The organism is Nocardia sp. NPDC058499, assembly GCF_042719915.1.
GTDB lineage: Bacteria > Actinomycetota > Actinomycetes > Mycobacteriales > Mycobacteriaceae > Nocardia.
Genome location: NZ_JBHXMZ010000007.1, coordinates 315,270 through 340,063, shown reverse-complemented (window position 1 = coordinate 340,063; position 24,794 = coordinate 315,270). Strand labels below are relative to the sequence as shown.

Annotated in this window: 26 protein-coding genes; 9 read left to right on the top strand and 17 right to left on the bottom strand. The window is 67.2% G+C overall.

Annotation, left to right across the window (positions count from 1 at the left end; genetic code table 11):
* Positions 1–93: 93 nt before the first annotated feature.
* From ACFWPH_RS22840 to ACFWPH_RS22830, 3 genes are read right to left on the bottom strand one after another with little or no spacing between them, the layout of a single operon-like run.
* Positions 94–1,356 (bottom strand): acyltransferase family protein, encoded by a 1,263-nt coding sequence (locus ACFWPH_RS22840; RefSeq protein ID WP_378754117.1) that lies wholly within the window; start codon positions 1,354–1,356, stop codon positions 94–96.
* On the bottom strand, positions 1,353–2,255 hold the full coding sequence (locus tag ACFWPH_RS22835; protein ID WP_378754115.1) for an SGNH/GDSL hydrolase family protein: 903 nt from the start codon (positions 2,253–2,255) through the stop codon (positions 1,353–1,355). Before ACFWPH_RS22835 ends, ACFWPH_RS22840 begins: the two co-directional genes overlap by 4 nt.
* Before the next feature lie 47 nt (positions 2,256–2,302).
* Positions 2,303–2,530 (bottom strand): hypothetical protein, encoded by a 228-nt coding sequence (locus ACFWPH_RS22830; RefSeq protein ID WP_378754113.1) that lies wholly within the window; start codon positions 2,528–2,530, stop codon positions 2,303–2,305.
* A 286-nt stretch (positions 2,531–2,816) separates the two neighbouring features.
* On the opposite strand from ACFWPH_RS22830, the gene ACFWPH_RS22825 reads away from it, so the two are divergent.
* Positions 2,817–3,506, top strand: coding sequence for an AAA family ATPase (locus tag ACFWPH_RS22825; protein ID WP_378754112.1), 690 nt, complete (start codon positions 2,817–2,819; stop codon positions 3,504–3,506).
* A 54-nt stretch (positions 3,507–3,560) separates the two neighbouring features.
* Here ACFWPH_RS22825 and ACFWPH_RS22820 read toward each other — a convergent pair whose 3' ends face one another.
* Positions 3,561–4,496, bottom strand: coding sequence for a diacylglycerol/lipid kinase family protein (locus ACFWPH_RS22820; RefSeq protein WP_378754110.1), 936 nt, complete (start codon positions 4,494–4,496; stop codon positions 3,561–3,563).
* A complete protein-coding gene (locus ACFWPH_RS22815; protein ID WP_378754252.1) occupies positions 4,493–6,070 on the bottom strand; it encodes an FAD-binding oxidoreductase in 1,578 nt (525 codons plus the stop codon). Before ACFWPH_RS22815 ends, ACFWPH_RS22820 begins: the two co-directional genes overlap by 4 nt.
* 119 nt (positions 6,071–6,189) lie before the next feature.
* Here ACFWPH_RS22815 and ACFWPH_RS22810 point away from each other — a divergent pair, with 119 nt between their 5' ends.
* Complete coding sequence (locus ACFWPH_RS22810) at positions 6,190–6,801, top strand: TetR/AcrR family transcriptional regulator (RefSeq protein WP_378754108.1); 612 nt, start codon at positions 6,190–6,192, stop codon at positions 6,799–6,801.
* A 54-nt stretch (positions 6,802–6,855) separates the two neighbouring features.
* Positions 6,856–8,409 carry a glycerol-3-phosphate dehydrogenase/oxidase gene (locus ACFWPH_RS22805; RefSeq protein ID WP_378754106.1) on the top strand — a complete coding sequence of 518 codons (1,554 nt, stop codon included), beginning with the start codon at positions 6,856–6,858 and terminating at the stop codon, positions 8,407–8,409.
* Here ACFWPH_RS22805 and ACFWPH_RS22800 read toward each other — a convergent pair.
* From ACFWPH_RS22800 to ACFWPH_RS22780, 5 genes are all read right to left on the bottom strand, one after another.
* On the bottom strand, positions 8,397–8,930 hold the full coding sequence (locus tag ACFWPH_RS22800) for a GNAT family N-acetyltransferase (RefSeq protein WP_378754104.1): 534 nt from the start codon (positions 8,928–8,930) through the stop codon (positions 8,397–8,399). The genes ACFWPH_RS22805 and ACFWPH_RS22800 overlap by 13 nt on opposite strands.
* Positions 8,927–9,325 (bottom strand): PIN domain-containing protein, encoded by a 399-nt coding sequence (locus ACFWPH_RS22795; protein WP_378754102.1) that lies wholly within the window; start codon positions 9,323–9,325, stop codon positions 8,927–8,929. The genes ACFWPH_RS22800 and ACFWPH_RS22795 overlap by 4 nt, the downstream gene beginning before the upstream one ends.
* On the bottom strand, positions 9,322–9,579 hold the full coding sequence (locus ACFWPH_RS22790; protein ID WP_378754100.1) for a plasmid stabilization protein: 258 nt from the start codon (positions 9,577–9,579) through the stop codon (positions 9,322–9,324). The genes ACFWPH_RS22795 and ACFWPH_RS22790 overlap by 4 nt, the downstream gene beginning before the upstream one ends.
* A gap of 141 nt (positions 9,580–9,720) precedes the next feature.
* Positions 9,721–11,115, bottom strand: a complete 1,395-nt coding sequence (gene tnpB / locus ACFWPH_RS22785; protein ID WP_378754098.1) for an IS607 family element RNA-guided endonuclease TnpB — start codon at positions 11,113–11,115, stop codon at positions 9,721–9,723.
* Between the two features lie 32 nt (positions 11,116–11,147).
* Complete coding sequence (locus ACFWPH_RS22780; RefSeq protein ID WP_378754096.1) at positions 11,148–11,726, bottom strand: IS607 family transposase; 579 nt, start codon at positions 11,724–11,726, stop codon at positions 11,148–11,150.
* Between the two features lie 167 nt (positions 11,727–11,893).
* Here ACFWPH_RS22780 and ACFWPH_RS22775 point away from each other — a divergent pair, with 167 nt between their 5' ends.
* From ACFWPH_RS22775 to fdhD, 3 genes are read left to right on the top strand one after another with little or no spacing between them, the layout of a single operon-like run.
* Positions 11,894–12,994, top strand: coding sequence for an FHA domain-containing protein (locus ACFWPH_RS22775; RefSeq protein WP_378754094.1), 1,101 nt, complete (start codon positions 11,894–11,896; stop codon positions 12,992–12,994).
* A 49-nt stretch (positions 12,995–13,043) separates the two neighbouring features.
* Positions 13,044–15,353 (top strand): FdhF/YdeP family oxidoreductase, encoded by a 2,310-nt coding sequence (locus tag ACFWPH_RS22770; protein ID WP_378754092.1) that lies wholly within the window; start codon positions 13,044–13,046, stop codon positions 15,351–15,353.
* A complete protein-coding gene (gene fdhD, locus ACFWPH_RS22765; RefSeq protein WP_378754090.1) occupies positions 15,350–16,177 on the top strand; it encodes a formate dehydrogenase accessory sulfurtransferase FdhD in 828 nt (275 codons plus the stop codon). Before ACFWPH_RS22770 ends, fdhD begins: the two co-directional genes overlap by 4 nt.
* A gap of 51 nt (positions 16,178–16,228) precedes the next feature.
* On the opposite strand, the gene ACFWPH_RS22760 is transcribed toward fdhD, so the two are convergent.
* Complete coding sequence (locus ACFWPH_RS22760; RefSeq protein WP_378754088.1) at positions 16,229–17,395, bottom strand: FAD-dependent monooxygenase; 1,167 nt, start codon at positions 17,393–17,395, stop codon at positions 16,229–16,231.
* Between the two features lie 108 nt (positions 17,396–17,503).
* On the opposite strand from ACFWPH_RS22760, the gene ACFWPH_RS22755 reads away from it, so the two are divergent.
* Positions 17,504–18,238: a TetR/AcrR family transcriptional regulator gene (locus ACFWPH_RS22755; protein ID WP_378754086.1), complete on the top strand. Its 735-nt coding sequence runs from the start codon at positions 17,504–17,506 to the stop codon at positions 18,236–18,238.
* Between the two features lie 23 nt (positions 18,239–18,261).
* On the opposite strand, the gene ACFWPH_RS22750 is transcribed toward ACFWPH_RS22755, so the two are convergent.
* Together ACFWPH_RS22750 and mihF are read right to left on the bottom strand one after the other, a co-directional pair.
* Positions 18,262–18,699: a nuclear transport factor 2 family protein gene (locus tag ACFWPH_RS22750; protein WP_378754084.1), complete on the bottom strand. Its 438-nt coding sequence runs from the start codon at positions 18,697–18,699 to the stop codon at positions 18,262–18,264.
* Positions 18,700–18,801: 102 nt separating this feature from the next.
* Positions 18,802–19,116 carry an integration host factor, actinobacterial type gene (mihF, locus tag ACFWPH_RS22745; protein WP_033244686.1) on the bottom strand — a complete coding sequence of 105 codons (315 nt, stop codon included), beginning with the start codon at positions 19,114–19,116 and terminating at the stop codon, positions 18,802–18,804.
* Positions 19,117–19,569: 453 nt separating this feature from the next.
* Between mihF and ACFWPH_RS22740 the strand changes: the two genes are divergently transcribed.
* Both ACFWPH_RS22740 and ACFWPH_RS22735 read left to right on the top strand, forming a co-directional pair.
* Positions 19,570–19,947, top strand: coding sequence for a nuclear transport factor 2 family protein (locus ACFWPH_RS22740; RefSeq protein ID WP_378754081.1), 378 nt, complete (start codon positions 19,570–19,572; stop codon positions 19,945–19,947).
* 204 nt (positions 19,948–20,151) lie between these two features.
* Positions 20,152–20,721 carry a carboxymuconolactone decarboxylase family protein gene (locus tag ACFWPH_RS22735; protein WP_378754080.1) on the top strand — a complete coding sequence of 190 codons (570 nt, stop codon included), beginning with the start codon at positions 20,152–20,154 and terminating at the stop codon, positions 20,719–20,721.
* 121 nt (positions 20,722–20,842) lie between these two features.
* Here the strand turns inward: ACFWPH_RS22735 and ACFWPH_RS22730 are convergent, their stop codons facing one another.
* The 4 genes from ACFWPH_RS22730 to ACFWPH_RS22715 all read right to left on the bottom strand — a co-directional run bounded on the left by ACFWPH_RS22730 (position 20,843) and on the right by ACFWPH_RS22715 (position 24,392).
* The gene (locus ACFWPH_RS22730) at positions 20,843–21,301 is read right to left on the bottom strand and encodes a hypothetical protein (protein WP_378754078.1); all 459 of its coding nucleotides are present in this window, start codon (positions 21,299–21,301) and stop codon (positions 20,843–20,845) included.
* 100 nt (positions 21,302–21,401) lie between these two features.
* On the bottom strand, positions 21,402–22,682 hold the full coding sequence (gene clpX, locus ACFWPH_RS22725; protein WP_280418567.1) for an ATP-dependent Clp protease ATP-binding subunit ClpX: 1,281 nt from the start codon (positions 22,680–22,682) through the stop codon (positions 21,402–21,404).
* Between the two features lie 362 nt (positions 22,683–23,044).
* Entirely contained in the window at positions 23,045–23,713 is a 669-nt protein-coding gene (locus tag ACFWPH_RS22720; RefSeq protein ID WP_280420323.1) for an ATP-dependent Clp protease proteolytic subunit, read from the bottom strand.
* 88 nt (positions 23,714–23,801) lie between these two features.
* On the bottom strand, positions 23,802–24,392 hold the full coding sequence (locus ACFWPH_RS22715; RefSeq protein WP_378754251.1) for an ATP-dependent Clp protease proteolytic subunit: 591 nt from the start codon (positions 24,390–24,392) through the stop codon (positions 23,802–23,804).
* Positions 24,393–24,794: the final 402 nt, after the last annotated feature.

Here is a 24,794-nt window from a genome sequence, read left to right as displayed (position 1 = left end):
CTCCGCCTACATCGATCAGCCTACCGCCGTTCGACGGCCGTCCCGCGAATCCACAACCAATTCTCAGCTTGAGCACCGGAATTTTCAGGTCGGTCACAAACCCGTGCTCGACGCCGGTTTCTCCCGGGCCCTGCTGCGGCGACCCGAGAATCGGCGCATCAGGGGGTCGTCGATCCAGTGATAGATGGCCGCGCCCGCCACCGTGGACAGGACCAGACTCAGTGCGGCGAACCCGAGCCAGCCCAGCAGGCCGAACTGTTTTCCGCCGATGAGGAAGCGGGTGATCAACGCCATCACCGGGAACTGGATCAGATAGAAGGCGAAGGAGATATTGCCCAGCCAGACCATCCGCGGCGAGGCGCTGAACCCCCGGATGCCCGCCAGGTCACGCGCGGCCAGCGTGGCCACCAGGGCCGTCATCGGGGCGAGCAGCAGCGCCGACATCTTGTAGTTCGGTGGCACCACCCAGGTCGCCGCGTAGGCGATCAACAGCGCGATCACCGGCCATGCGAGCCGGGTGTTGCGCCAGCGGCCTTCCAGCACCAGCCGTGCCGCGAGTACCCCGAGGAAGAACTCCGGCAGCCGCGAGAGCGGGAAGTTGTAGCTGAGCCAATAGGACAAGGCCACCGGGATATCCGACTGTTCGAACCAGATGGGCGCGGCATGAAGTTCGAAATACGGCGAATCCTCACCCGGGATCAGCCGCGGCGCGAACGTATTCGCTATCCCCTTGGGGCCGGGTACCCACAGGTAGTACGCGGTATGCAGCAGCAGAATCGCCACCAGTGTCCCCGCCAGTGCCCACGGCACCCGATGACCCCTGATCCGGCGCACCAGCGGAAGGAAGAGCGGAAAGCTCAGGTAGAACAGGATCTCCGCGGCAAGCGACCAGGACGGCACATTGAGTCCGCCGACCGTCGTCCACTTCGGCACCCAGGTGTGGATCAGCGCAAGATTCGGCGCCCAGACCACCGGCCGCGTCAACGGGACGCTCACCACCAGGATGAACGCGACGGCCGCGACCAGGTGGGTCGGGTAGATCTTCAGCACCCGGCGCCAATAGAACCGCGGCACCGAGCTGCCCGGCCGGAACGACCAGTAGATGATGAACCCGGACAGGACGAAGAAGAAGGTCACACCCGCGGCACCCAGCTGCATGGGCATGAGCTGATGGATCTGCCGGAACAGCTCCGACTTCTGGAACGGATACACCGGCAGGAACACCAGGGCATGCAACACGAAGACGGCGAACGCCGCCCACCAGCGTGCCCCGGTCAGCGACGGCAGCGACGGCCGCAGGGCCGCGGTATCGAGGAATTCCGATCCGGACTCGGCCCGGGCCGGGACCGTCTTCACCCGCGGATCGCTTCGTACACGGCCGCCGCGGTCACCGCATCACCGTGCGCCGAGGGATGGAACGGCATCCCGGCCACATCGGCCGCGGGATCGAAGAAACCGTTCAGCCACGGCTCGTCCGAGCACAGCCCGTGGCCCGCGGTCACCGAGCGGATATCGACGAACTCGAGGTCCAGCAGTTCCGCGGCGTCCCGTTGCGCGTTGTCCAGGCGGTCCAGGTATTCGGTCACCGCGCGGCCCCGCGGCTGCACGACCTGCCCGGCGCCGAGCACGTTCACGCACACGTGTTCCTGCCCCGCAGGGAACAATTCCGGGTACCCGACCAGCATGATCCGTGCGTTCGGCGCGTAGTAGCGCATATAGGTGATCACCTCACGGATGCGCTTGGCGTAGAGCTGCCCCGTGACGTTCCGGTACTCCGTGAACCGTCCCTGTTCGGCGGCCTCGAGCCCGCATCCGTCGACGAAGTTGAATACGCAGGACTGCAACGAGGTGATCAGCGACGCCGAATTGGTCTTGGACCAGACATCGTTCATCCCGGTCTGGATCGCGATGACCTGGGTCTGCGGTCCGAATGCCTGCTGCTTTGCCGCCTCGGCCACCTCGTGCACGAGCCACCAGCCCTGCCCCGACGAGATCGTGGAACCACTGCAGGAGGCGTCCACGAACTCCGGCGTGCCCGCGACACCCATCTGCTCGCTCAGTCGAGTCGGCCAGGATGTCGCCGCATGCAGGCATTCCTTGGTCCCCGAGAACAACTTCGGGTAGTTCGCGGTGAAGGAATCACCGAGCACCACCAGGGATTTTCCTGCGGGGCGGGTGCTTTCGGCTGGCGCCGCCACGGCCGGCGCGTACATGGTGGTCGCGGTGAGAGCGGCCGCCACCACAGCGCTCGCCATTCCTTTTCGCCACCGGAAAAACTTGCGGAACACGATTTACCCGTCGATCAGTAGCCGGCCTGCGGATCGAAATCGGGGAGCGTGAGTGTCGGCTCGGGTTGAGCGGGTTCGGGTTGGACGGGTGCCTGCGCAGGCGCGGGAGGCTGCGGGGCCGGCTCCTCGGCCGGTGGTTCCGCGGCCGGCGGGGGTTCGACGGCAACGGGGGGAGCCGGTGGCGGGCTCTGCGGCACCGGAGTGGTCGAGGCAACGCTCGACGGCGCCTCCGTGCTGGTCACAGCGGTAGTGGAGGTCGTCGGGTGGTCGTCGTGCGATGCGGAGTCGTCGCCACACCCGCTGACGCCGAGAACCACCGCGGCGCATACGAACACGGTCGCCAGGCAACGTTTCATGAAGCTTCCCAATCCTGCAGGCATTTCGGCATCCTCGACCCACCCGTTCCGGGTCGCGGAGTTGTCACCGGCGATATCGCCGGACCCGCCGGACCCGTTACCATCCGGTACTCTGCCGTCGGCGCAACCGGTACAGTTGCCGAATTCGGCCGCACTGGGGACCCTGGACCACGTGAACCCCCCGCTCGACTCGGTCCCGTTGTATCCCCCCGAATCCGTCTTCCCCGAATCGGATTCGCTTGTCGTGAACCCGCGGGGAGTCGTGGACCTACGGGGCCGCCGCACCGGGGAGTTGCGGTATCCGCCCACGGCCACAGTGATTTTCGCGGGCATCCCCGGTGCGGGTAAGAGCACCGCGCTGCGCAAACTGTTCGGCTCCGAACCCGACGCCGAGGCCGCGCCGGTGGGTCCCGGCGGTGCGCTGGTACTCGATTCGATCCAGGCCCGGAACTCGTGGCGGCCACGGCTGGCCCGGTTGCCCTACCCGCTCTGGCGCCCGGTGGTGCATCTGGTGCATTTCCGCCGGATCTGGCTCGCCTTACGCGACCATACGGGTCCGGTGGTGGTCCACGATTGCGGTACCGTCGCGTTCACCCGGCATCTGCTGACCCGCTGGGCCGCGCGACGCGGTCGCGAACTGCATATGGTGCTGCTCGATGTCCCCGCCGCGCTCGCCCGGGACGGGCAGTACGCGCGCGGGCGACGGGTGGGCCGGGCCTCCTTCAACTGGCATGTACGGCGCTGGAGACGCCTGCTGGACCGGGTCGAGAACGGGACGGGGCCACGGCCGCAACCGGAGTCGGTGGTCGTCCTGGACCGCTCCGGTATCGACCACCTGCACGAAGTCCGGTTCGCTGCCTGACTCGCCGGCTCACGGGACCGCACGAGCCGGCACCGGGTCCACAACCGGCGGAACTCAGCACAACACGGTGAGCGCGCGCGGTGCGACCCGCAGCGTGACCGGGAGGTGCCCGGCGGGTTCGCCGTCCGCGGTGGCGGGGGCATCCGGCGCCGACAATCGCACCGATTCGACCCGATACTGGCGCACGGCGGGATGCTCGATCCGTTTACCCGCCGACAGTGCGGGCAGAATGCGCAGCATCTCCAGATGCGACACCTTGCCCACGACCGTCACATCCAGCAGCCCGTCATCGCAGACGGCATCGGGGCAGATCCGCATCCCGCCGCCGTAGGTGGTGGTGTTACCCACCGCGACCAGCAGCGCCTCGGTCTCGACGACCGGATCCGGATGGTCCCCGCCCAATTCGATGCGATACGGCACGCTGGTGCCGTGGGCGATCTCGGCGACCGCGGCGAAGGTGTAGCGCAACCGCCCACGCGGCCGGCGCATCCGGTTGGCACGCAGGGTGACCCGGGCGTCGTAACCGGTGCAGGCCACTGTCGCGAACCACATCGGTTCGTGCCCGCTGGGTTCGAGCCGGCCCAGGTCGATCGTGCGCACCCGCCCCCTGCGGACCAGGTCGGCGGCGGCGCGGGGATCATCGCCGATACCCAGTTCCCGAGCGAGATCGTTCCCCGTGCCCGCCGGCAGCAGGGCGAGCGGGACCGTTGTATGCGCAAGCGGATCGAGAATTGTGGAGACCAGTCCGTCACCCCCGGCGCAGACAACCGCGTCGGGTGGTCCGGCAGCGAGGGTAGCCCGCAACTGTTCCCGTGTTTCGGCGGCCGTGGGCGCGTGGATCTCGAGGATCTCGATCCCGTCGCCGGACAGCTGTTCCATGATCGCGCGTGCCGCGTCGCGGGCCCGGCCCTGACCGGCGGACGGGTTGGTCACCACGGCGACCGCTCGCACCTCGCGGAGATCGGCTCCGCGGCCGCCGGCCTCGGTCATGGCAGCAGTGTGCCAGGGTTGAGGATCCCGGCCGGGTCGATTTCGCGTTTCACCGCGCGCAGCACCCGCACCCCGAGCTCCCCGATCTCGTCCGGCAGCCAGCGGCGATGGTCGGCGCCGACGGCGTGATGGTGGGTGATGGTGGCGCCGGCGGCGGCGATGGCGTCCCCGGCGGCCTGTTTCGCGGTCTGCCACTGCGTGATCGGATCGTCGAGGAGTTTCGCGACGACGGTGAAGTACAGCGAAGCACCGGTCGGGTAGGTGTGCGAAATATGGCACATGACCAGCGCGGGCGTGCCCTGGGCGGACAACGACTCGGTAAGCGCGCTGGTGACCTGCGTTTTCAGTTCGCCGAGCCGGTTCCACGTGGTAGCGGTTTCCAGGGTTTCACACAGCACCCCGGCATCGAGGAGGGCATCGCGCAGGTAGGGCGCCGCGAAACGGCCGTGCTCCCAGGCCCGGGCCGGATCGGGCCCCAGTTCTGTACCGCCGGCCGCGCGCAACACCTCGGCCGCCTCGGCGCTGCGTGCGGCGACATGTGCCGCGCTGCCCTCGAAAGTCGTCACCGCCAGGCATCCGGAAACCGGGGCACCGCCGACATCCTTGGAACGGGCCAGATTCAAGCCGGTTTCCGCCTCGTCCGACAACCGCAGCACGGTGGGGGGCGCACCGGCCTGCACCACCGCGCGCAACGCGGCGGCGCCGGCGGCGAAATCGGGGAATGACCAGGCCATATGGTCTGTGGTCTCGGGGACGGGATGCACCCGCACGGTCACCTCGGTGATCACTCCGAGCGCCCCTTCGGATCCGACGAACAGTTCACGCAGATCCGGCCCTGCCGCCGAGGCCGGCGCCCGGCCGAGTTCCACTGTCCCGGTGGGTGTGGCGACCCGCAGCCGCTGGACCATATCGTCGAAGCGGCCGTATCCCGCGGAGGCCTGCCCCGACGAACGGGTCGCGGCGAAACCGCCGATACTGGCGAATTCGAAACTCTGCGGGAAATGCCCGAGGGAAAGATCGTGCGCGGCGAGCAGCTCTTCGGCGCGCGGGCCGGTGACCCCGGCGCCGAAGGTCGCGGTACCGGAGACCGGGTCGCAGTCCAGCAGCGCGTCGAGGCGGCGCAGGTCCAGGGCGATCACCGTCTCGAAACGACCGCGTACCGGGTCCAGTCCGCCGACCACGCTGGTTCCGCCGCCGAACGGTACGACGGCGATGCCCTGTTCGGAGCAGTAGGCGAGCACATCGGCCACCTGTGCGTGATCGGCCGGGTAGACCACGGCGTCGGGGGCGTCCTGTGGGCCGGTGACGCGCCGTCGCAGCAGGTCGAGAGTGCTTTTTCCGCCGGCATGCCGCAGCCTGGCGACGTGTTCGGTGGATATCTGCTGCTCCCCCACCACCCCTTCGAGTCCGGCGCGCCGGTCCGGGGACAGGACCGGCGGCCGCAGCGGCACATCGCCCTCATCACGACGTATCGCCGGTTCCCCGGAGACGCCGAACACCTGGCCGAGCAGACCGCGGATCTGCTCCGGCAACGGCGTGTGCCCGGCGGGAACTCCCCAGGCGTCCCACACCATATCGGGTCGTGCGGCGGTCGCGGCCGGTTCTTCGGGGGTGTCGCCCTGCCCAGTGGTCATGCGTTACAGTTTGACATGTTCTGTCAAGCAGTAACGAAGTGAGATGAGGTCGCAGCCCCGTGCCCCCTGGTGCAGTCCCCGAAGACGCCGGTTCCGTGGACCGGCTCATCCTGGACGCCGCACGTGACTGTGTCGCGGAATTCGGGGTCCGCCGGACCACACTCGCCGAGGTCGCCCGCCGCGCACGGGTGAGCCGGCCCACGGTCTACCGGCGCTGGTCCGACAGTCGCACGCTCATCGGCGAACTGCTGGTGCGCGAACTGCGCGCAATCATCACGGCGGCCTTACCAGAATCGGGCGACGCACGTACGCGCCTGGTCGCGGGTATCGTCGGCGGCGCGGCGCAGGTGCGGTCGAACCCCCTGTTCGGCAAGATCTTCCGCACCGATACCGATCTCATGCTCACCTATGTCTTCGGCCGCCTGGGCCGCAATCAACGCGAACTGCTCGACCTGTTCGGCACCGGTATCCGCGAGGGGCAGGCCGACGGATCGGTACGCCGCGGCGACCCGGCGCGGCTGGCCGCGATGGTCCTGCTGATCGCGCAGTCGGCGGTCCAGTCGGCGGCCACGGTCGCCGAACTGCTCGACGGACCGGCAATGGACACCGAACTCCGGCACGCCCTCGACGCGTACCTCGCGCCCGAGGCCTCCTCGTCCAGGAAGGAGTAGCGCACGGCCCGCGGACCCACCGCCCCGCCCCAGAGGCGACCGTGCCACGAAACCATGGTCAGCAACCCTTCCGACACCACCGGCGCCGCGCTCAACGCCCGCCGGCGCGTCCGCGAACTCACCGCCCTCGGCGACGATCCCACCGTCGACCTACTGGTCATCGGCGGCGGAGTAACGGGTGCCGGCGTAGCCCTCGACGCGGCCGCCCGCGGCCTGCGCACACTGCTGGTGGAGAAACACGATCTGGCACACGGCACCAGCCGCTGGAGTTCCAAACTGGTTCACGGCGGCCTGCGCTACCTGGCGAGCGGACGGGTCGGGATCGCCTACGAGAGCGCGGTGGAACGCGGGATCCTGCTGCGCCGCAACGCACCCCACCTGGTGCGACCGCTCCCCCAACTGGTACCGCTGCTACCCGATATCGGCCTGCCGTCCCGCGCACTGATCCGCACCGGATTCCTGGCCGGCGATCTGTTGCGCACCGGCGCGCGCACATCCGGTTCGCTGCTACCGCGCTCGCGCCGGGTGACCCGCGCCGAAGCACTACGTCTGGCCCCGACCGTGCGCCGCGACGGGCTACGCGGCGGACTGCAGGCCTGGGACGGGCAACTGGTCGACGACGCCCGCCTGGTGATCGCGCTGGCCCGGACCGCGGCCGCCCGCGGCGCGACCGTACTCACCCGCGTCGCGGCCGAAGCCGTCACCGGCGATGGAGCCACCCTCCGCGATACCCGGACCGGGGAAACCCTCACCGTCCGCGCCGGGGCGGTGGTCAACGCCACCGGAGTCTGGGCCGACGAGGTCGATCCCAGTATCGAACTGCGCCCCAGCCGCGGCACCCATCTGGTGTTCGACGCCGCCGCCTTCGGCGGCCTCACCGCCGCACTCACCATCCCGGTCCCGGGTTCCGTGGGCCGCTTCGTCTTCGCCCTGCCCGCACCGCACGGCCGGGTCTATCTCGGCCTGACCGACGAGGACGCACCGGGACCGGTCCCCGACGAACCCCGCCCGACCCCCGCCGAGATCGATTTCCTGCTCGACACCGTGAACACTGTGGTGCGAATCCCGCTCACGCACAGCGATATCCGCGGCTCCTACGCCGGACTGCGCCCACTGCTGCGCACCGGCGGGGACAACACCGCCGATATCTCGCGCGAACACGCGGTCCTCACTTCGCCGTCCGGTGTGATCACCGTGGTCGGCGGCAAACTCACCACCTACCGAAAAATGGCACAGGACGCCCTGGACACCGCGATAGCGCACGCGCGCCTGACCGCCGGACCGTGCCGGACAACCGATCTACCGCTGGCCGGCGCCGTCGCCGGCGCGGCCCGCGATCATCTGCTCGCACCCCAACTGCTGATCGAACGCTACGGCGCCGAAGCACCCGCCGTCGCCACGCTGGCCGCCACCGACCCCGAACTGGCTATCCCCGTGGCGCCGGGAGCGGATGTGCTGGCGGCGGAATTCGCCTGGTCGCTCACCCAGGAAGGCGCCCTGGACGCCGGCGATCTGCTGGACCGCCGCACCCGGATCGGTCTGGTCGCGGACGACCGCGCCGCGGCCCGGGCCACCGCCGAGGCAATGGTCGCCGCCTATTCCGAATGAGCCGGGGCGTACTGCCACTCCGGCACGGAAGCGGTCATACAGGCGCGCGGCCAGCGATCCAGTCCGTGCGCGATCTCTTCGGCCCGCACCGCACGCAGACCGGGCGTCTCGTCGGCGGTATCGAGATAACGGAATCCCAGCCGGTCGTAATAGGGCCCGTTCCAGGCAACCTCGGTGAACGTGGTCAGCGTGATCGCCGGCAGCTCGCGCTGCGCGGCCCAACGGACCGCCCGGTCGATGAGCCGCCGCCCGATCCGCTGCCCCCGGTATCCGGGCAGCACCGACACCTGGTCGATATGAGCGTTCCCGTCGACAACGCTCACGATCAGATACCCCACCGGCACACCTCCACTCACCCACAGCCAGGCCCGGCCGTCGAGCACGAATTCACCGAGCACCTCCGCGGACAGCGGTTCGTCCCCGGCCACTGCATCCATCCCCACCGCGGCGAACGGCTCACCGGCCTGCACCTCGATCTCCTGCAGCCGGGGTATATCCGTGACGGTGACCTCACGTATCATGCGCACTTCCTCGATGCAAAGCGGCAAGATTGCGAGTGTCGAGTCATGGCTGCGATCATCCCGCTTGCCACGGGTCGATGGTGGGAACTCCGGCGGCCTCGAACGACGACGGGTCCCGGGTGGCGACGGTTAAGCCTGCGGCGGCCGCCGTGGCGGCAATCATCCCGTCGGCGACGGCGATTGCGAGCCCGGCAGCGCGGGCGGCCGACATAAGGCGGGCGTATTCCGCGGTGGCGGCCGGCGGGCATAGTAGCGATGCCGTATCGGAGTTCGCCGACGGTGACGGCCGAAAGGTACAGGGTTTCGCCGGCCTGGGCGTCCAGCCATGCCGTGACCCGCTCGTCCGGGGCCTTCTTGGTGGTTTCGCTGATGACGTTGGTGTCCAGGATGATCACCGGCCGGACACCATCGGTTCGTGCGGGGTCTTGGCACGACCGAAGTAGGCGGCATGTTCATCGTCGGTGAGCCGGTTCTCTTCGCTGATGACGCCGGCGAGCAGCGTGCCGAGCTTGATCCGTTCGGGGGGTTTTACCGCCTCGGTGAGGATTGCGCGCATTTCAGCCTCGATGCTGCGTTCGTTCCCTGCCGCGCGCCGGCGGATGGCGCGGTGGACTTCGTCGCTCAAATGTCGGATCGTCACGTTCTTCATGCGCCATCATGTCCTCGCTACGGACTACCACTGATCACAATACCGACAGATTCGCCATCAATGATGGCAACATCGAAGGGCCTGATATCACCCCACGATAACCGTTGCCTTCTGGTGAGCAAACGTGAGTGCTCTGTTCCATTAGGCAGCCTCGCCTTGCGGTGAGGCGCTTCCACTGCTGGATTCAGGTTTCGCAGCCACCAGCACCGCCGGAGCGGTCGTCTTACGGTCGGCTCCACCACTATCGAAGCAGGCACTCTGCTCCGCTCGCGCCACACGCGCGAGGTTGATCGCGGCGTTGAGATCACGATCGATCTGCAACCCGCAGTCGTTGTTGTCGCAGACGTAGAGGCGTTCTGCCAGGGTCAGTTTGGCTTTCACCGAACCGCAGCCGGAACACGTCTTCGAACTCGGGTACCACCGGTCGGCCCGCACACGCACGGAGTTGTACCAGATGGTTTTGTAGTCGAGCTGGCGGGAGAACTCCCCCAAACCGGCATCGGCGATTGAGCGGTTCAACCCTTTCTTGTGGCTACCGCCCGAGGCCATCATGTTCTTCACCGCAAGGGTCTCGGTGCCGATCACGTCGAAAGACTGCGCCAACATGGTCGTCAGCTTGTGTAGTCGATCCCGGCGCAGATTCGCCACCCGCACATGCTGCTTCGCGATGGCCTGCTGCGTACGCAGCCACCCGGCCGAGGGCTCGCACCGGGTCTTGCTCAGCGCGTCCCACGGGCCTCGCCGACGGGCTGCCGTGCGCTGCAGTGCCCGCAGCTTCCGGGAGGCCTGCTCGAACGCTTTCGGGGCGCAGACGCGCATGACCTCGTCGCCTTCTGCGGTGGCCGCGACAACCAAATCTTTGACGCCGACATCGATGCCGACTACCGACGCGACGCGCTTCACGTGGGCGGGCCTTTGCGCTGCGCGTTCGACGACACAGGTGTAGCTCACCAGCCAGCACCCGCGTTCGCACCGCACCGTCGCCTTCAACACCCGTGCGGTGCCTTGTTCGAGTCGCCGGGCGAGTTTGCGAGTCGACTCGTGCACCCGCAACGTCCCCAATCGAGGCAGTCTCACGTGATGACGGTCGGCCTCGACTTCGATCGTGCCGGTGGTGAACGCGAACTTCCTGGTCGAACGCTTGGATTTGAACGACGGAAACCCGACACGAGGACCTTGACGTTTACCTTGGCCGCTCTCGTCCCAGTTCTTCAACGCCGCCGCGAGGTTCTTGCAGGCGTTCGCGTACGCCTCTTTCGAGTTCTCGGGCCACCACGGCGTCCCGTCCTCGCGCACCGCCACCTGGTGTTTGCGGCGGTTGAAGTCGTTACGCAGGGACTGGAACGACCACGACAGGCGCGGGGTGAGATCAGCGGTGTCGATACCGTAGGAGCGTTCGGCGTCGCGTTGGGACAGGTTGGCTTTCACCGCCCGCAGCATCGTGTTGTACGCAAACCTCGCGCCACCGGCATGCGATTCCAACGCGGCACGCTGAGCCGGAGTCGGGTCGAGCGCATACTGGTACGCCTGCAACACCCACCCGTCAGTAACCTCGAACTTCCCGGCCGTCACGCCGCCCCGGTTTCGACTTTGGTGGCGGTGACCGCCCGCATCGCGCGGTTGCGCGCGCCGCGCCGCCCGTAGAGGCGCGCGCACATCGAGGTCAGCACCTCGATCATGTCCTGGACAAGATCGTCCTCGGTCTCGCCCTTGTCGGTCACCACGATCCGCCGCCCCTGCGCCGACAGGGCCGCCTCCAGCTGCTCGACACCGAAACGGGCCAGCCGGTCACGATGCTCCACAATCACCACACTCGCAGAGGGGTCGGACAAAACCCGTCGGATCTTCGGACGTTTCCCGTTCAGGCCGGATCCGACCTCGGTCACCACCTCGCCCACCACGTGCCCGTTGGAGGTGGCCCACTGGGTTAGACGCGCGACCTGCCGGTCCAGATCACCACGCTGATCATGCGACGACACCCGCGCATAGATCACCACCCGCCCAGCAGTCGAAACTTCGGCGACATCGACCCAGATCGTCCCCGAGTCCAACCGGCGAGCAGGCACCGGCATCCGGTCCTCCCGAAACCACCGATACGCAGTCTGCGGATGCACGCCCTGCGTCCGCGCCCACTCAGCCAACTTCACCCCCTCAGTGAAACACACATTCGATCACGTTCACTCACAAATCCCGAACAGTTCACAACCCCCACAGGACGCTCGGCTCGGCGGCTCAACTGCGCGGGGCCGCAGGCGCCGCAGGAATATACACCTCGCCTCTATGCTGGTGCGGTGGTCTGAGGAAGGAGCCTGGGGTGCGCGTCGATACGTCCACCATCGGTATCGCGCCGGGTGAGGGCCTGGTCGCGCGCTTCGGTGATGTCGTTATCTATCTGGTGGGTGCCAATGCGTCCACCGAGCGGATACTCGGCGCCGTCGAGGCGGTGGCGGATGTGGAGCATCCCGGGGCGGCGATCGCGCAGCGGCTCGCAGCGGTGGTCTTCGGGACGGGCTCGGAACCGCCCCCGTTCGGTTTGGTCGCGCCCACCGCCGACGGCACTCTGGTGCTGTTGCGGGGCCCGGTCTCGGCGTTGATCTCCGGTGCGGAAGGTTCCCGGCGGCTGGTGGGGGCGCGTGCTTTCACCTGGGTGGACGAAATCGTGCGCGATCCGGTACGCACCCTGTCGGTCGGCCCGGGCGCGGACGCCCAGGTGACGCCGTATCCCCGGACCGATCTGCGCGCCGGGGTGGTGCCCGGCGGTGGTTTCGTGATCCACGCGGCGGTGCGCCGAAGCAAGAAACCGGGCCGCCCCGCCGCGGCGAAACGGGTCGCCGGGGAGCCGCCCGCCACGGCACCGGCCGGTCTGGTCGCCGCCGATCCGGAACCGGCGGCGGATTCCGGCCCACGTACAGGGCTTGCGACCGCGCGGCCGGCGGAGCCGCTACCCGGCACCCGAGCCTGGTCCGCGGCACCGGCGCGGCAGGCTGCGGATCCCATCCGGCTGCGTAAGGACGCGGCGAAATCGCGCGCGCACGCCAGCCACAACGGCGCGGACACCCCGGAGAACGGCCCGGCCGTACTGCTCGCCGAGGACGGTACGAGTTACCCGCTGGACCGCGCGTACGTAATCGGCCGCGGGCCCTCGGTCGACGAATCGGTGCGCCGCAAAACCGCGGCACCGCTGGTGCTGCAGCGCGACCGCCATATCTCGCGCGTCCACGCCTACCTCTCGGTGGATGCCGGCAAGGTGTATCTGCGCGACGCCGGCACCGCGGCGGGCACCTTCGTCTCGACCCCCGACGAACCGCGCTGGACCCGTATCGGTCAATCCCCGACCGAACTACCGCCCGGCGGCCGGATCCGCATCAGCGAACAGGTCCTCACCTACCCGTCGGAGACCGCGCACGCCGGTTGAGCGGTGTGCCCGGACCACGCGCCCGCGCCGCACAGCGCACAATGGCGGTATGCACCGCAACGGCCCGACCGAGGACATCGACGAATCCGCGCTCACCGTCACACCGCCGAAGACGCAGGCAGCCGGGGTGCGGGCGGTCGGGGTCGCGCTGGGGCGGGCGGTCGCCGATATGGGTGTGGTCCGCACCGCGCGCACGCTGGCGCGGGTGAACCAGGTGAACGGGTTCGACTGTCCGGGGTGCGCCTGGCCGGAGCCCAGCGGGCCCCGCCGCCCCGCCGAGTTCTGCGAGAACGGGGCGAAAGCGGTCGCCGAGGAGGCGACACTGAACACCGTCGGGCCGGAGTTCTTCGCCGGACATTCGATCGCCGATCTCGCCGGGAAGTCCGGCTACTGGCTCGGTCGCCAGGGCCGGCTGACGCACCCCATGGTGTTGCGGCCGGGCGATACCCACTACCGCCCGATCGCGTGGGACGACGCCTACCGGTTGATCGCCGAGCAATTGCGCGCACTGGACTCCCCGGATGAGGCCGTGTTCTACACCTCCGGCCGCACCGCGAACGAAACCGCGTTCCTCTACCAGCTGATGGTCCGCAGTTTCGGTACCAACAACCTGCCCGACTGCAGCAATATGTGCCACGAATCGTCGGGCACCGCTCTCACCGGTTCCATCGGCATCGGCAAGGGTTCGGTGACCGTCGACGATTTCACCGCCGCCGATCTCATCCTGATCGCGGGCCAGAACCCGGGCACCAACCATCCGCGCATGCTCAGCGCCCTCGCCGACGCGAAGAAATCCGGCGCCGAAATCGTCGCGATCAACCCGCTGCCCGAGACCGGCCTGATCGGTTTCCGCGATCCGCAGACCGTGCGCGGGCTCACCACCGGCGTCGATATCGCCGACGATTTCCTGCAGATCCGCCTCGGCGGCGATATGGCTCTGTTCCAGGGCCTGGCGAAACTGCTGTTCGAGGCCGAGGACCGCGCCCCGGGCACCGTCCTGGACCGCGCCTTCATCGAATCGCATACGGCCGGTTTCGCCGGCTACGAGCGTCATATCCGCGCGGTCGACCTGGATACCGTGTACGAGGCGAGCGGTCTCACCCCCGATGAACTCGCCCGCACAGCCGACCGGCTGACCCGCTCCCGCAACACCATCGTCTGCTGGGCGATGGGGCTCACCCAGCACAAGAATGCGGTCGCCACCATCGAGGAAGCCACCAATCTGCTGCTGGCGCGGGGCATGATCGGCAAACCGGGCGCGGGGGTCTGCCCGGTGCGTGGTCATTCCAATGTGCAGGGCGACCGCACCATGGGCATCTGGGAGAAGATGCCCGAACCGTTCCTCGCCGCCCTGGATCGCGAATTCGAGATCACCAGTCCCCGCGCCCACGGTTACGACACCGTCGCCGCCATCCGCGCACTGCGCGACGGGCAGGCCCGCGTGTTCTTCGGTATGGGTGGCAATTTCGTCGCCGCCACTCCGGACACCACCGTCACCGAGGCCGCCCTGCGCAACTGCGCACTCACGGTGCAGGTATCGACCAAACTCAACCGCAGCCATATCGTCCACGGCGGCACCGCACTGATCCTGCCGACCCTGGGCCGCACCGACCTGGATATCCAGAACGGCCGGCGCCAGCAGGTGTCGGTGGAGGATTCGATGTCGATGGTGCATCTGTCCACCGGCCGGCTGGATCCGGTGAGCGACGAACTGCGCAGCGAGGTCGCGATCGTCTGCGAACTCGCCCGGGAGCTGCTGGGTCCCGGACATCCCGTGCCCTGGGAAGGTTTCCGCGACGACTACGACCGGATCCGCGATGCCATCGCCCGGGTGATACCGGGCTGCGCCGATTACAACAGCCGGGTCCGGCAGCGCAACGGTTTCGTCCTCCCCCATCCGCCGCGCGATACCCGCGAATTCCGCACCGCCACCGGGAAAGCCAATTTCGCGGTGAACGACCTGAGCTGGGTGCCGGTACCGCCCGGCCGGCTCATCCTGCAGACGCTGCGCAGTCACGACCAGTACAACACCACGATCTACGGCCTCGACGACCGTTACCGCGGCGTCCACCACGGCCGCCGCGTGGTGCTGGTGAACGCCGGCGATATCACCGAGATGGGTTTCCGCGACGGTGATCTCGTCGATCTGGTCGCGGAGTGGACCGACGGTATCGAACGCCGGGTAACCGGTTTCCGGCTGGTCGAGTACTCCACGCCTCGCGGCAACGCCGCCGCCTACTACCCCGAAACCAACCCCCTCGTCCCGCTCGACCATGTGGCGGAGCGGTCGAATACACCCGTATCGAAGGCGGTCGTCATCCGGCTCGAACCCCATATCCACCAGCGCAGCGCCGGATGAGCAGAGTTACCGCGCGACGCCGGATGCGACGGATCACCCCGGCCGGCGAGATCACCCGTCCCGATACGCTGGCCGTCGAAGAACCCCTCGAAATCCGGGTCCGCGGGCAATCGCTCACCGTCACCATGCGCACACCGGGCAACGATATCGACTTGGTACACGGTTTCCTCTTCGCCGAATCGCTGATCACCGAGGCCGCCGATATCCGCACCGCCCGCTACTGCGCCGGCACCGACGACGAAGGCCGCAACACCTACAACGTTCTCGATATCGACCCGGCCGCCCCCTTTGCCCTGCCGAAGCGCCCGTTCCTGACCACCGGCGCCTGCGGTGTGTGCGGGAAAACCGCCCTCGACGAGATCCGGCAGCGCGGCCGCCACCCGCTACCACCTCCGCAACCATTGATCGGGGCCGAGGTCCTCGCCCGCCTGCCGGACGCCCTACGCAGGTGCCAGACGGTTTTCGACGCCACCGGTGGCCTGCACGCCGCGGGCCTGTTCACCACCGACGGTGACGCCGTGGCCGTGCGGGAGGATATCGGCCGGCACAACGCGGTCGACAAGGTCATCGGCTGGGCGCTGCGGGAGAACAGGATTCCGGCATCGGACCTCGTGCTGGTCGTGAGTGGTCGCGCTTCGTTCGAGCTCGCGCAGAAAGCGGTTCTCGCCGGTATCCCGATCCTCGCGGCGGTCTCGGCCCCGAGTTCGCTGGCCGTGGATCTCGCCGCCGAATCCGGGCTCACCCTGGCAGGTTTCGTCCGCGGCGACACAATGAACATCTACACCGGCGGCGGACGGGTCTCGGGATCGATCGTCGGCAATTGAGCGTGGTCGCCGAATGCCGCGAAGCGGCGACCGATTCGGTGGACGCGCGTCTCAGCGCGTTTCGAGGGCTGGATAATCGGCGAGGTCGATATCGTCCGTAGCGTCGGCAGCGTACTTGTCCATGAGATCGAACAGGCGCGATCCCAGAAACCAGTTGCGTGCTCGTAACCCGTAGCCGGTCTTGGGCGCCAGGAAACGGCCTGCGTTGCTGTTGCCACCGATCTTCACGTAACCGCGCATGATCTTCTCGTACCGGGCGAAGGCGGTACCGTAACCACCTGCGGCGACCGCGAGTTCACCGGCCAGGACATAGGCCCCGACCACCGCCGAGCCGGTGCCGAATCCGCCGAGCGTGTTGCCGTAGGCGCTGTCCCCGACCAGGGCCACTCGCCCTGAGACATAACTGGGCATCCGCACCCGGGCGATCGCGTCCAGGTAGAAATCCGGGTGATCCGGCAGTTCTGCGAGCATTTCCGGCACCTGCCAGCCCATCCCGGCAAACCGTTCGGTGAGTACCCGGCGCTGGGCGGCTTCGTCGGCGAATTCGAGTTGCCCGGCGGCGAACATGTACATCTGCTGCGCCTTGGGGCCGCCACGAACCGCAAGCAGCCCAGGGGCACTGTGCGCGTGGGCCACACGCCGGCGCGGCCCGTCGCCGCTGCCGGGCGCGTCGCCGGCGATGGCGTAGTAGTAGCCCCGATGTTCGACGAAGTCGGCTTCCGGACCGAAAACCAGGCGGCGCACCCGGGAATGGATCCCGTCCGCACCGAACACGAGATCGAAACGACGTGCGGGACCGTGTTCGAATTCGACCTCGACACCACTCTCGGTTTCGCGTAACGCATTGATCGAATCACCGAACACATAGCGGCAGTGCTCGGCCGTGCGACCGTAGAGGATCGCGGCGAGATCGCCGCGCAGGATCTCCACCTCGCCGCCGGTGAAATCACCCGACATCCGCGCTCGCTCACGCCCGTCCGCATCGACGAAGACCGTATCGGTGGCGCCGGTACTGTGCCGCCGGATCTCGTCGTAGATGCCCATCCGCTCGAGCACGGTGCGCTGTACGGAACCTTTGAAGTCGACGGCCTGACCGCCCGGACGCAACTGCGGCGCGCGTTCGACCACCGTGACATCGAATCCGTAGCGGTCCAACCAGTAGGCGAGCGCGGGCCCGGCGATGCTCGCGCCGGAGATGAGCACAGTGCGGTTCTGCATGATGATCCCCATTCCAAATATGCGTCCACCGGAAACTGTTTCCAACGGACGCCATTTAGCGTATGGTAGACACAGTTCCACGTCAACGAGATTTTCGAGAGGCGTCCGATGGCGATCCCGACCGTGCTGGAACTGCTCTGGGGAACCGAGCGGCGCCCGACCCGGGGCCCGAAACCCACCCTGTCCCGGGCCGCGATCGTGGCCGCGGCAGTCCAGTTGGCCGACGCCGAGGGCCTGGCCGCGGTATCCATGCAGAAGCTGGCCGACGAACTGGGCTACACCAAGATGTCGCTGTACCGCCACGTGCCGGGAAAGACCGAGCTCACCGCACTCATGACGGAGGCAGCCATGGCCGGCCTACCGGAACTGGACACCTCGGGCCCGCAACCGTGGCGCAGTGGCCTGCGATCCTGGGCCCACGCGAGTTTCGACAGGTTCCGGAGCCATCCCTGGTTGATGGAACTACTCGCCGGCGCGCGGCCCGTGGGCCCCAACGAACTCGGCTGGACCGAATCCGCCCTGGACGCCATGGCGGATATCGCGCTGACCGGTCCGGAACGGCTGGACACTCTCGTCGTGCTGAACGGGCACGTGCGCAGCCTCGCACAACAGCTGATCGGCCCAGGATCCACCGAGGAAGAATTCACCGAGACGATGGCCGCGGCGCTGGAATTGGCCGGCGACCGTTTTCCACGGCTGATCGAGGCGATAGCGGACCCCCCGCAAGCACAGCAGTCCGCCGAAAAGACACATCAGCGCGATGCCGCCCTCGAATTCGGGATAGAGCGCATCCTCGACGGCGTGGCGGCACTCCTGGCTCAACGCACCGCTCGGACTCCGTAGCGCGCACCGCCCGGCTCCCGGGCTCACATCCCCGGCAACCGAATCCCCCGGTCCGTGGCCACGCGGGCCAGTTTCTCCGTCTCGTCGATGGCGACGGCCACATAGGTTCGCCAGCCCTCGTCGTCGCGGCGGAGCAGATATTCGTAATCGCTGTCGGTGAGCAGCGCATCGTCACCGTCGTAGAAATGCCAGCGCACCCGCACCCGCGTCAGCGCGGAGGTCAGCTCGGCGAATTCCAGCAGGGTGTGATCGACCCGGGACAGGCCCAGCATCTGATACATGGGATGCGCCTGCGCCAGGCCCCGCGCCATCTCTTCCCGGGAATGCAGCGCCCCGACGAATTCATCGCCGACGATCGTGCCCGGGACACCCCACAGTGCGGCCGTACGCTCGGCGTCGAAGGCGCTCAGCGTGGATTGATACTCATCGAGAAATGCTTCGATGTCATCGCGTGTGGACATAGCAGTACCTGGCCCGCCGGGCCATGCCGGTCGTTTACCCGAACGACGACCGGCTCGGCCGCGGCCGGAGTTCGGAGCGCCCACGATCGGACGCTCCCCTCCTCAGTTGGCCAGCGCCTCCAGCAGCGCCGCCCGCTGGCGGGCACCCAGACCGCCGATCCGGCGATCCTCCGGGATCTCCGCCTGGTCCATCAGCTTGGCGGCCTTCACCGGCCCGACGCCCGGCAGCGCCTTGATCACAGCGACCACCTTGGTCTTCTTGACCAGTTCATCGCTATCGGCCTTGCGCAGCAGGTCGGCGACCGAAACTTTGCCGTCTTTCACCTGACCGATCAGTTCGGAGCGCGCCTTGCGCACCGCCGCCGCTTTGGCCAGAGCCTCCGTGCGTTGTTCCGCGGTCATCGTTGGCAGTGCCATATCTCCTCCGCTTTCACTCGTCGCTCGAACATCTGGTTGATCGGGGTCGATTCAACATCACAATACCGACACCGAACCGCCGACACACCGGCCAGACCAGCAGTCATAGCAATGATTTCTGAGTGAGTTACCGCGGCGGGCCCGGATCTGCCCCCTCCGCACGCTCCGGAACAGGTCGCAATACTGACTGAAACACGTAACATCCGCCGGTTCCGCAGCGAAATTCCGGGCAGACGCATTACTTGCGCGGCGGCGATTCAACGGCGAACCGAGGGGTCAGCGAAGACGCCCGTCCGGCGCGCAAGGTATGCGCTCTGATCAGGTCTTTCTCTGTTCCACGCCACCGGGGTCCGAAAACGGGCACCCGGCCTGCTACCCCGTTCCCGGTGCCGGATCGGCACCCGGCTGCTACGCTCGCGAACCTAGAACACGTTCCAATTCGTAGGAGTGGTGATGGCACGGGAGATCCGCGACGTAGTCGAGCAGTACGTGAAACGAGTCGGCTCGGGGCCCACCGAAGATATCGTCGCGCTCTACGCCCCGGATGCCGTGATCGAAGACCCCATCGGCTCCGAGCCGAAACAGGGTCACGACGCCATCCGGGAGTTCTACAACGTCATCACCGGCCTCGAACGGGAAACCTCGCTCGCGCCGGAAACCGTGCGGATCGCCGGTAACCACGCCGCCTTCGTCTTCACACTGGTCACCAAGTTCGACGGTCAGCGGATGACCCTCAGCCCGATCGATGTCATGGAATTCGACACCGAGGGCCGGATCACCCGCATGCGCGCTTACTGGAGCGCCGGCGATATGGCCGTCGAGCCCGAATGAGCCGCGATCCGGCGGCTCTACTGCGCTGAGCCGTCGTATCGCCGACCTCGGGGCTGCCCACGGCCGGCCCCGGCCCCCCATCATGCGCGCGAACTCTTGGAGATCCCGCGCGCCGGGCCGGCACCGTGGGCACCCCGGGCGTCACGCCGCGGGACCGTATCTCGTCCAGGTAGTAGAAGCATCCCCGGACCGAGGAGACACCCGATGAGCACCACCCGTATCCCCCCGCTCGCCCCGAAGGACGCCGGGCTGCTGACCAAGGCCATGTACTGGTTCGCGCGGCGCAAGGTCGGCGAAGTACCGGAACCGTTCGCGGTCAGCGGCCACCACACCGGAATCCTGCTCGCCGGCGGGATACACGAACTCGTGGCGGAGCGGGCCTCCACCAAACTGCCCGCCAATATCCGCGAAATCGCCGTCTACCGCACGGCCTGGACCGTCGGCTGCTCGTGGTGCGTGGATTTCGGCACCATGCTGCAACGCCTGGACGGCCTGGATATCGACCGGCTCCAGCACATCGACGAATACGAGACCTCGCCGCATTACACCGACGACGAGCGGGCCGCAATCGCCTACGCCGACGCGATGACCGCGACCCCGATGACCGTCACCGACGAGCAGGTGGCCGATCTGGAACGCCGGTTCGGCAAAGCGGGCGTGATCGAATTGACCTACCAGATCGGCCTGGAGAACTCCCGGGCGCGCAACAACCACGCGCTCGGTATCACCTCACAGGGATTCAGCACCGATTCGTGCCGGGTGCCGTGGGCGTGAGTGGTCAGGCCCGGAGGCGGTAGCGGAGCGTGACCACGCAGGGCCCCGCTCATGCCCCATGGACACAGCCTGAGCGGTCAGGCCCGGAGGCGGTAGCGAAGCGTCACCACGCAGGGCTCTGTCAGATCACCCAGCACGCATAACCGATATGTGCGCCGCGTCCGACGAACACCTGCACCGACGGGGCGGGGCCGCCGCCCGGCTGGGCCGCCTGCAGGGTGTGATCGCCCTCGTAGGCGGGCACCCAGTTGATCAGCGCCAGCCCGCCGCCCGCGGGCGGCACGGTGGCGATCGGAATGCCGTTGTCGTAGAACGTCACCGGGGTCACCGCCTCGCTGAGCCGGGCCCGCAGGGTGTAACTACAGCCGGTGCCGTAGTTCGTGCGGATCCCGACGTTCAGATCCGGGGTGACACTGACCTGGGTCACGGTGGCGGCGGCCGGCGGGGCACCGAGTACGGCGGCTGTCAGGGCCGCTGCCAGTACACATAAAACGGCGCCCGCCCGGCCGAACCGTGCGGGCGCCGGGATGTCTTCACATCGCTCGCGCCGTGAATCCCAGGTAAGCAGCTGTGTCGCCATAACCGCTCCTACATCGCACGAATGTCGAGTGGTGACGACCATACAGCGCATACGCCGCCGAGAAGGCCGGAACCGGCCTCGGAACGGTTGCGTTCGGGCGTCAGGCCGACTTGTCGCGCCGCTCCGCACGCTCGCGCTTACGCGGAACGATCGTGGGCAGCACATTGTCGTTGACGGTATCCGCGTCCACGACGACCTTCGCCACATCGTCGCGGCTCGGGATATCGAACATCACCTGCTGCAGCACCTCTTCCATGATGGCGCGCAGGCCGCGCGCCCCGGTGCCCCGCAGAATGGCCTGATCCGCCACGGCCTCGAGCGCGTCACGGGTGAACTCGAGATCCACACCGTCCATCTCGAACAACCGGATGTATTGCTTCACCAGTGCGTTCTTCGGTTCGGACAGGATTTTGACCAGCGAATCCTTGTCCAGGTTCGTCACCGAGGCGACCACCGGCAACCGGCCGATGAACTCGGGAATCAAACCGAATTTGATCAGATCCTCCGGCATCACCTCGGAGAAATGATCGGTGGTATCGATCTCGGCCTTCGACCGCACCTCGGCACCGAAACCGATCCCGCGATGACCCGTGCGATCGGAGATGATCTTCTCCAGACCGGCGAACGCGCCCGCCACGATGAACAGCACATTGGTCGTATCGATCTGGATGAATTCCTGATGCGGATGCTTGCGGCCGCCCTGCGGCGGCACGCTCGCCTGCGTACCCTCCAGAATTTTCAGCAGGGCCTGCTGCACACCTTCACCGGAAACATCCCGGGTGATCGACGGGTTCTCGCTCTTACGCGCGATCTTGTCGACCTCATCGATATAGATGATGCCGGTCTCCGCGCGTTTGACGTCGTAATCGGCGGCCTGGATGAGTTTGAGAAGAATATTCTCGACATCCTCACCGACATAGCCGGCCTCGGTGAGGGCGGTGGCATCGGCGATCGCGAACGGCACATTCAGCATTTTTGCCAGCGTCTGCGCCAGATAGGTCTTACCGCAACCGGTAGGACCGAGCATCAGAATATTGGACTTCGCCAGCTCCACGCTTTCCCCGCGCGCGTCCCGGCCCTTGTCTCCGGCCTGAATACGTTTGTAATGGTTGTACACCGCGACCGCGAGCGTCCGTTTGGCCGTGTCCTGGCCGATCACGTAGTTCTCCAGGAAATCCCGGATCTCCGCCGGTTTCGGCAGCTCGTCGAGCTTGACCTCGCTCGATTCGGCCAGCTCTTCCTCGATGATCTCGTTGCACAGATCGATGCACTCGTCGCAGATGTACACCCCTGGTCCCGCAATGAGCTTCTTGACCTGCTTCTGGCTCTTCCCGCAGAACGAGCATTTGAGCAGATCGCCGCCGTCGCCGATGCGCGCCATCGTGTGGGTCCCTACTTCCTTGTTCGCGTGCAACCATCCGTCCAGCTGTCAGCCGGCCGCGCCCGCAGTGGAGCGAAATCCGGCGCTGTCACCCGGATCGAGGGGCGGTGCTGTCAACCGGGAACAAAGGTCCCTGGGTTTGACCGTACCCGGTGTGTGCGATCGGGGTCGACAACTCGGGCAGGTTTCTCATCGCGGTTGTGCGGGGTTTCACGTGGATACGGCGTCGTCGCGCGATTTCCACCGCGCGGGCCGTACGGGGCGTGTCGCACGTTCGCCGCCGCAGCGGCGCGGCCGGGTCCCGCGGCCCGGCCGGTCCGGCGTACCGCGGTCGATCGCGGTGCGCCGGACCCCGGCCGCGCTCACTTCTGAGCGCTGAGCTTCCGGTAGTCGAACACCGTATCGATGATCCCGTACTCCTTGGCCTCCTCGGCCGTCAGGATCTTGTCGCGATCGGTGTCCTTGCGGATGGTGTCCGCGTCCTTGCCGGTGTGACGGGCCAGCGTGGTCTCCATCAGCCGGCGCATCCGCTCGATCTCGGCGGCCTGGATCTCCAGATCCGACACCTGCCCCTGGATACCGCCCTCGACCGACGGCTGGTGGATCAGTACCCGCGCGTTCGGCAGGCAGGCCCGCTTGCCCGGGGTGCCCGCGGCGAGCAGCACCGCCGCCGCCGACGCCGCCTGGCCGAGGCAGACGGTCGCGACATCGGCGCGCACGTACTGCATGGTGTCGTAGATCGCCATCAACGAGGTGAACGAACCACCCGGCGAGTTGATGTACATGGTGATATCGCGATCGGGATCCAGCGATTCCAGTACCAGCAGCTGCGCCATGATGTCGTTCGCCGAGGCATCGTCGACCTGCACGCCGAGGAAGATGATGCGCTCCTCGAACAGCTTGTTGTACGGGTTGGATTCCTTGACGCCGAAACTCGAATGCTCGATGAACGACGGCAGGATGTAGCGCGACTGCGCGCCCGCCGGGGCGAGGCCGCCCAGACCGGCGCGTGCAACGTTCGGATTGGCCATATTCGTCTCCAAGTCTATGAGTGAGCTGTCCGCCGGACGGATTCGCGAATCCCGGCCGGCCACCCGGGCCGGGTTCACGAACGCCGCCCTAGTTGCCGCCTGTGCCGCCCGTCTGGCGCGCACTCGTGACCACATGGTCGATGAAGCCGTACTCCAGCGCCTGATCGGGCGTGAACCAGCGATCGCGGTCCGCATCGGTGTTGATCTGCTCCACCGGCTTACCGGTGTGCATCGCCTGCAACTCGTTCAGCTCACGCTTGGTGTAAGCGAACTGCTCGGCCATGATCGCGATATCCGCAGCCGAACCACCGATACCGGCCGACGGCTGATGCATCATGATCCGGGTGTGCGGCAGCGCATAACGCTTCCCCTTCGCGCCCGCGGTCAGCAGGAACTGCCCCATGGACGCGGCCAGCCCCATCGCGGTGGTCGCGATATCGCATTCGACGAACTGCATGGTGTCGTAGATCGCCATACCCGCGTTCACCGACCCGCCCGGCGAGTTGATGTAGAGCGAAATATCTTTGGTCGGGTCCTCCGCCGACAGCAGCAGAAGCTGCGCGCAGATCTTGTTCGCGATGTCATCGTCGACCTGGGTACCGAGGAAGATGATGCGCGAGTGCAGCAGGCGCTCGTACACGGAATCGCTGAGATTGAGCCCAGCGGTCGGAGCTGTCATGACCTCGGCTTGGTTGATTGTCACGGATACCTGCCTTCTCTCGCCGGCTCGTTGCTGTCACAAACATTAACGAAAGGTGGTGCGGCCGAACTCCCGGTCCCACGCCTATTCGCTGAGAGCGCAATTACACGGCATATGGTTCGTTGCCCTTCGGTCTCGGGTCTTCCGGCCTCGGGTCCACGATCCGCCGATGCTCTGTAATTTTGGAGGCGCTCCGCGCCTCGAGGGTGGGGCCCTTACGGGCCCGGTTCTTCACTCCTCCGCTCCTCCGCTTCGCTCCCCCGCTCCGTCGCTCCAGAACCGGGCGGGCCCCACCCGGGAAGGTGGGCAGTACGGGGGAGGTAATAGAAGAGAAGCCCTGGGGAAGCGGAGGTGGGCATACCGAGGACAGGGAAAAGTTTC

Coding starts and splice junctions, on each gene's coding strand:
- ACFWPH_RS22835 (WP_378754115.1), bottom strand. CDS start 2,255: ATGGCGAGCGCTGTGGTGGCGGCCGCTCTCACCGCGACCACCATGTAC.
- ACFWPH_RS22820 (WP_378754110.1), bottom strand. CDS start 4,496: ATGACCGAGGCCGGCGGCCGCGGAGCCGATCTCCGCGAGGTGCGAGCG.
- ACFWPH_RS22815 (WP_378754252.1), bottom strand. CDS start 6,070: ATGGTGTGGGACGCCTGGGGAGTTCCCGCCGGGCACACGCCGTTGCCG.
- ACFWPH_RS22805 (WP_378754106.1), top strand. CDS start 6,856: ATGGTCAGCAACCCTTCCGACACCACCGGCGCCGCGCTCAACGCCCGC.
- ACFWPH_RS22800 (WP_378754104.1), bottom strand. CDS start 8,930: ATGATACGTGAGGTCACCGTCACGGATATACCCCGGCTGCAGGAGATC.
- ACFWPH_RS22790 (WP_378754100.1), bottom strand. CDS start 9,579: ATGAAGAACGTGACGATCCGACATTTGAGCGACGAAGTCCACCGCGCC.
- ACFWPH_RS22770 (WP_378754092.1), top strand. CDS start 13,044: ATGCACCGCAACGGCCCGACCGAGGACATCGACGAATCCGCGCTCACC.
- fdhD (WP_378754090.1), top strand. CDS start 15,350: ATGAGCAGAGTTACCGCGCGACGCCGGATGCGACGGATCACCCCGGCC.
- ACFWPH_RS22760 (WP_378754088.1), bottom strand. CDS start 17,395: ATGCAGAACCGCACTGTGCTCATCTCCGGCGCGAGCATCGCCGGGCCC.
- ACFWPH_RS22755 (WP_378754086.1), top strand. CDS start 17,504: ATGGCGATCCCGACCGTGCTGGAACTGCTCTGGGGAACCGAGCGGCGC.
- ACFWPH_RS22750 (WP_378754084.1), bottom strand. CDS start 18,699: ATGTCCACACGCGATGACATCGAAGCATTTCTCGATGAGTATCAATCC.
- mihF (WP_033244686.1), bottom strand. CDS start 19,116: ATGGCACTGCCAACGATGACCGCGGAACAACGCACGGAGGCTCTGGCC.
- ACFWPH_RS22740 (WP_378754081.1), top strand. CDS start 19,570: ATGGCACGGGAGATCCGCGACGTAGTCGAGCAGTACGTGAAACGAGTC.
- ACFWPH_RS22735 (WP_378754080.1), top strand. CDS start 20,152: ATGAGCACCACCCGTATCCCCCCGCTCGCCCCGAAGGACGCCGGGCTG.
- ACFWPH_RS22730 (WP_378754078.1), bottom strand. CDS start 21,301: ATGGCGACACAGCTGCTTACCTGGGATTCACGGCGCGAGCGATGTGAA.
- clpX (WP_280418567.1), bottom strand. CDS start 22,682: ATGGCGCGCATCGGCGACGGCGGCGATCTGCTCAAATGCTCGTTCTGC.
- ACFWPH_RS22720 (WP_280420323.1), bottom strand. CDS start 23,713: ATGGCCAATCCGAACGTTGCACGCGCCGGTCTGGGCGGCCTCGCCCCG.
- ACFWPH_RS22715 (WP_378754251.1), bottom strand. CDS start 24,392: ATGACAGCTCCGACCGCTGGGCTCAATCTCAGCGATTCCGTGTACGAG.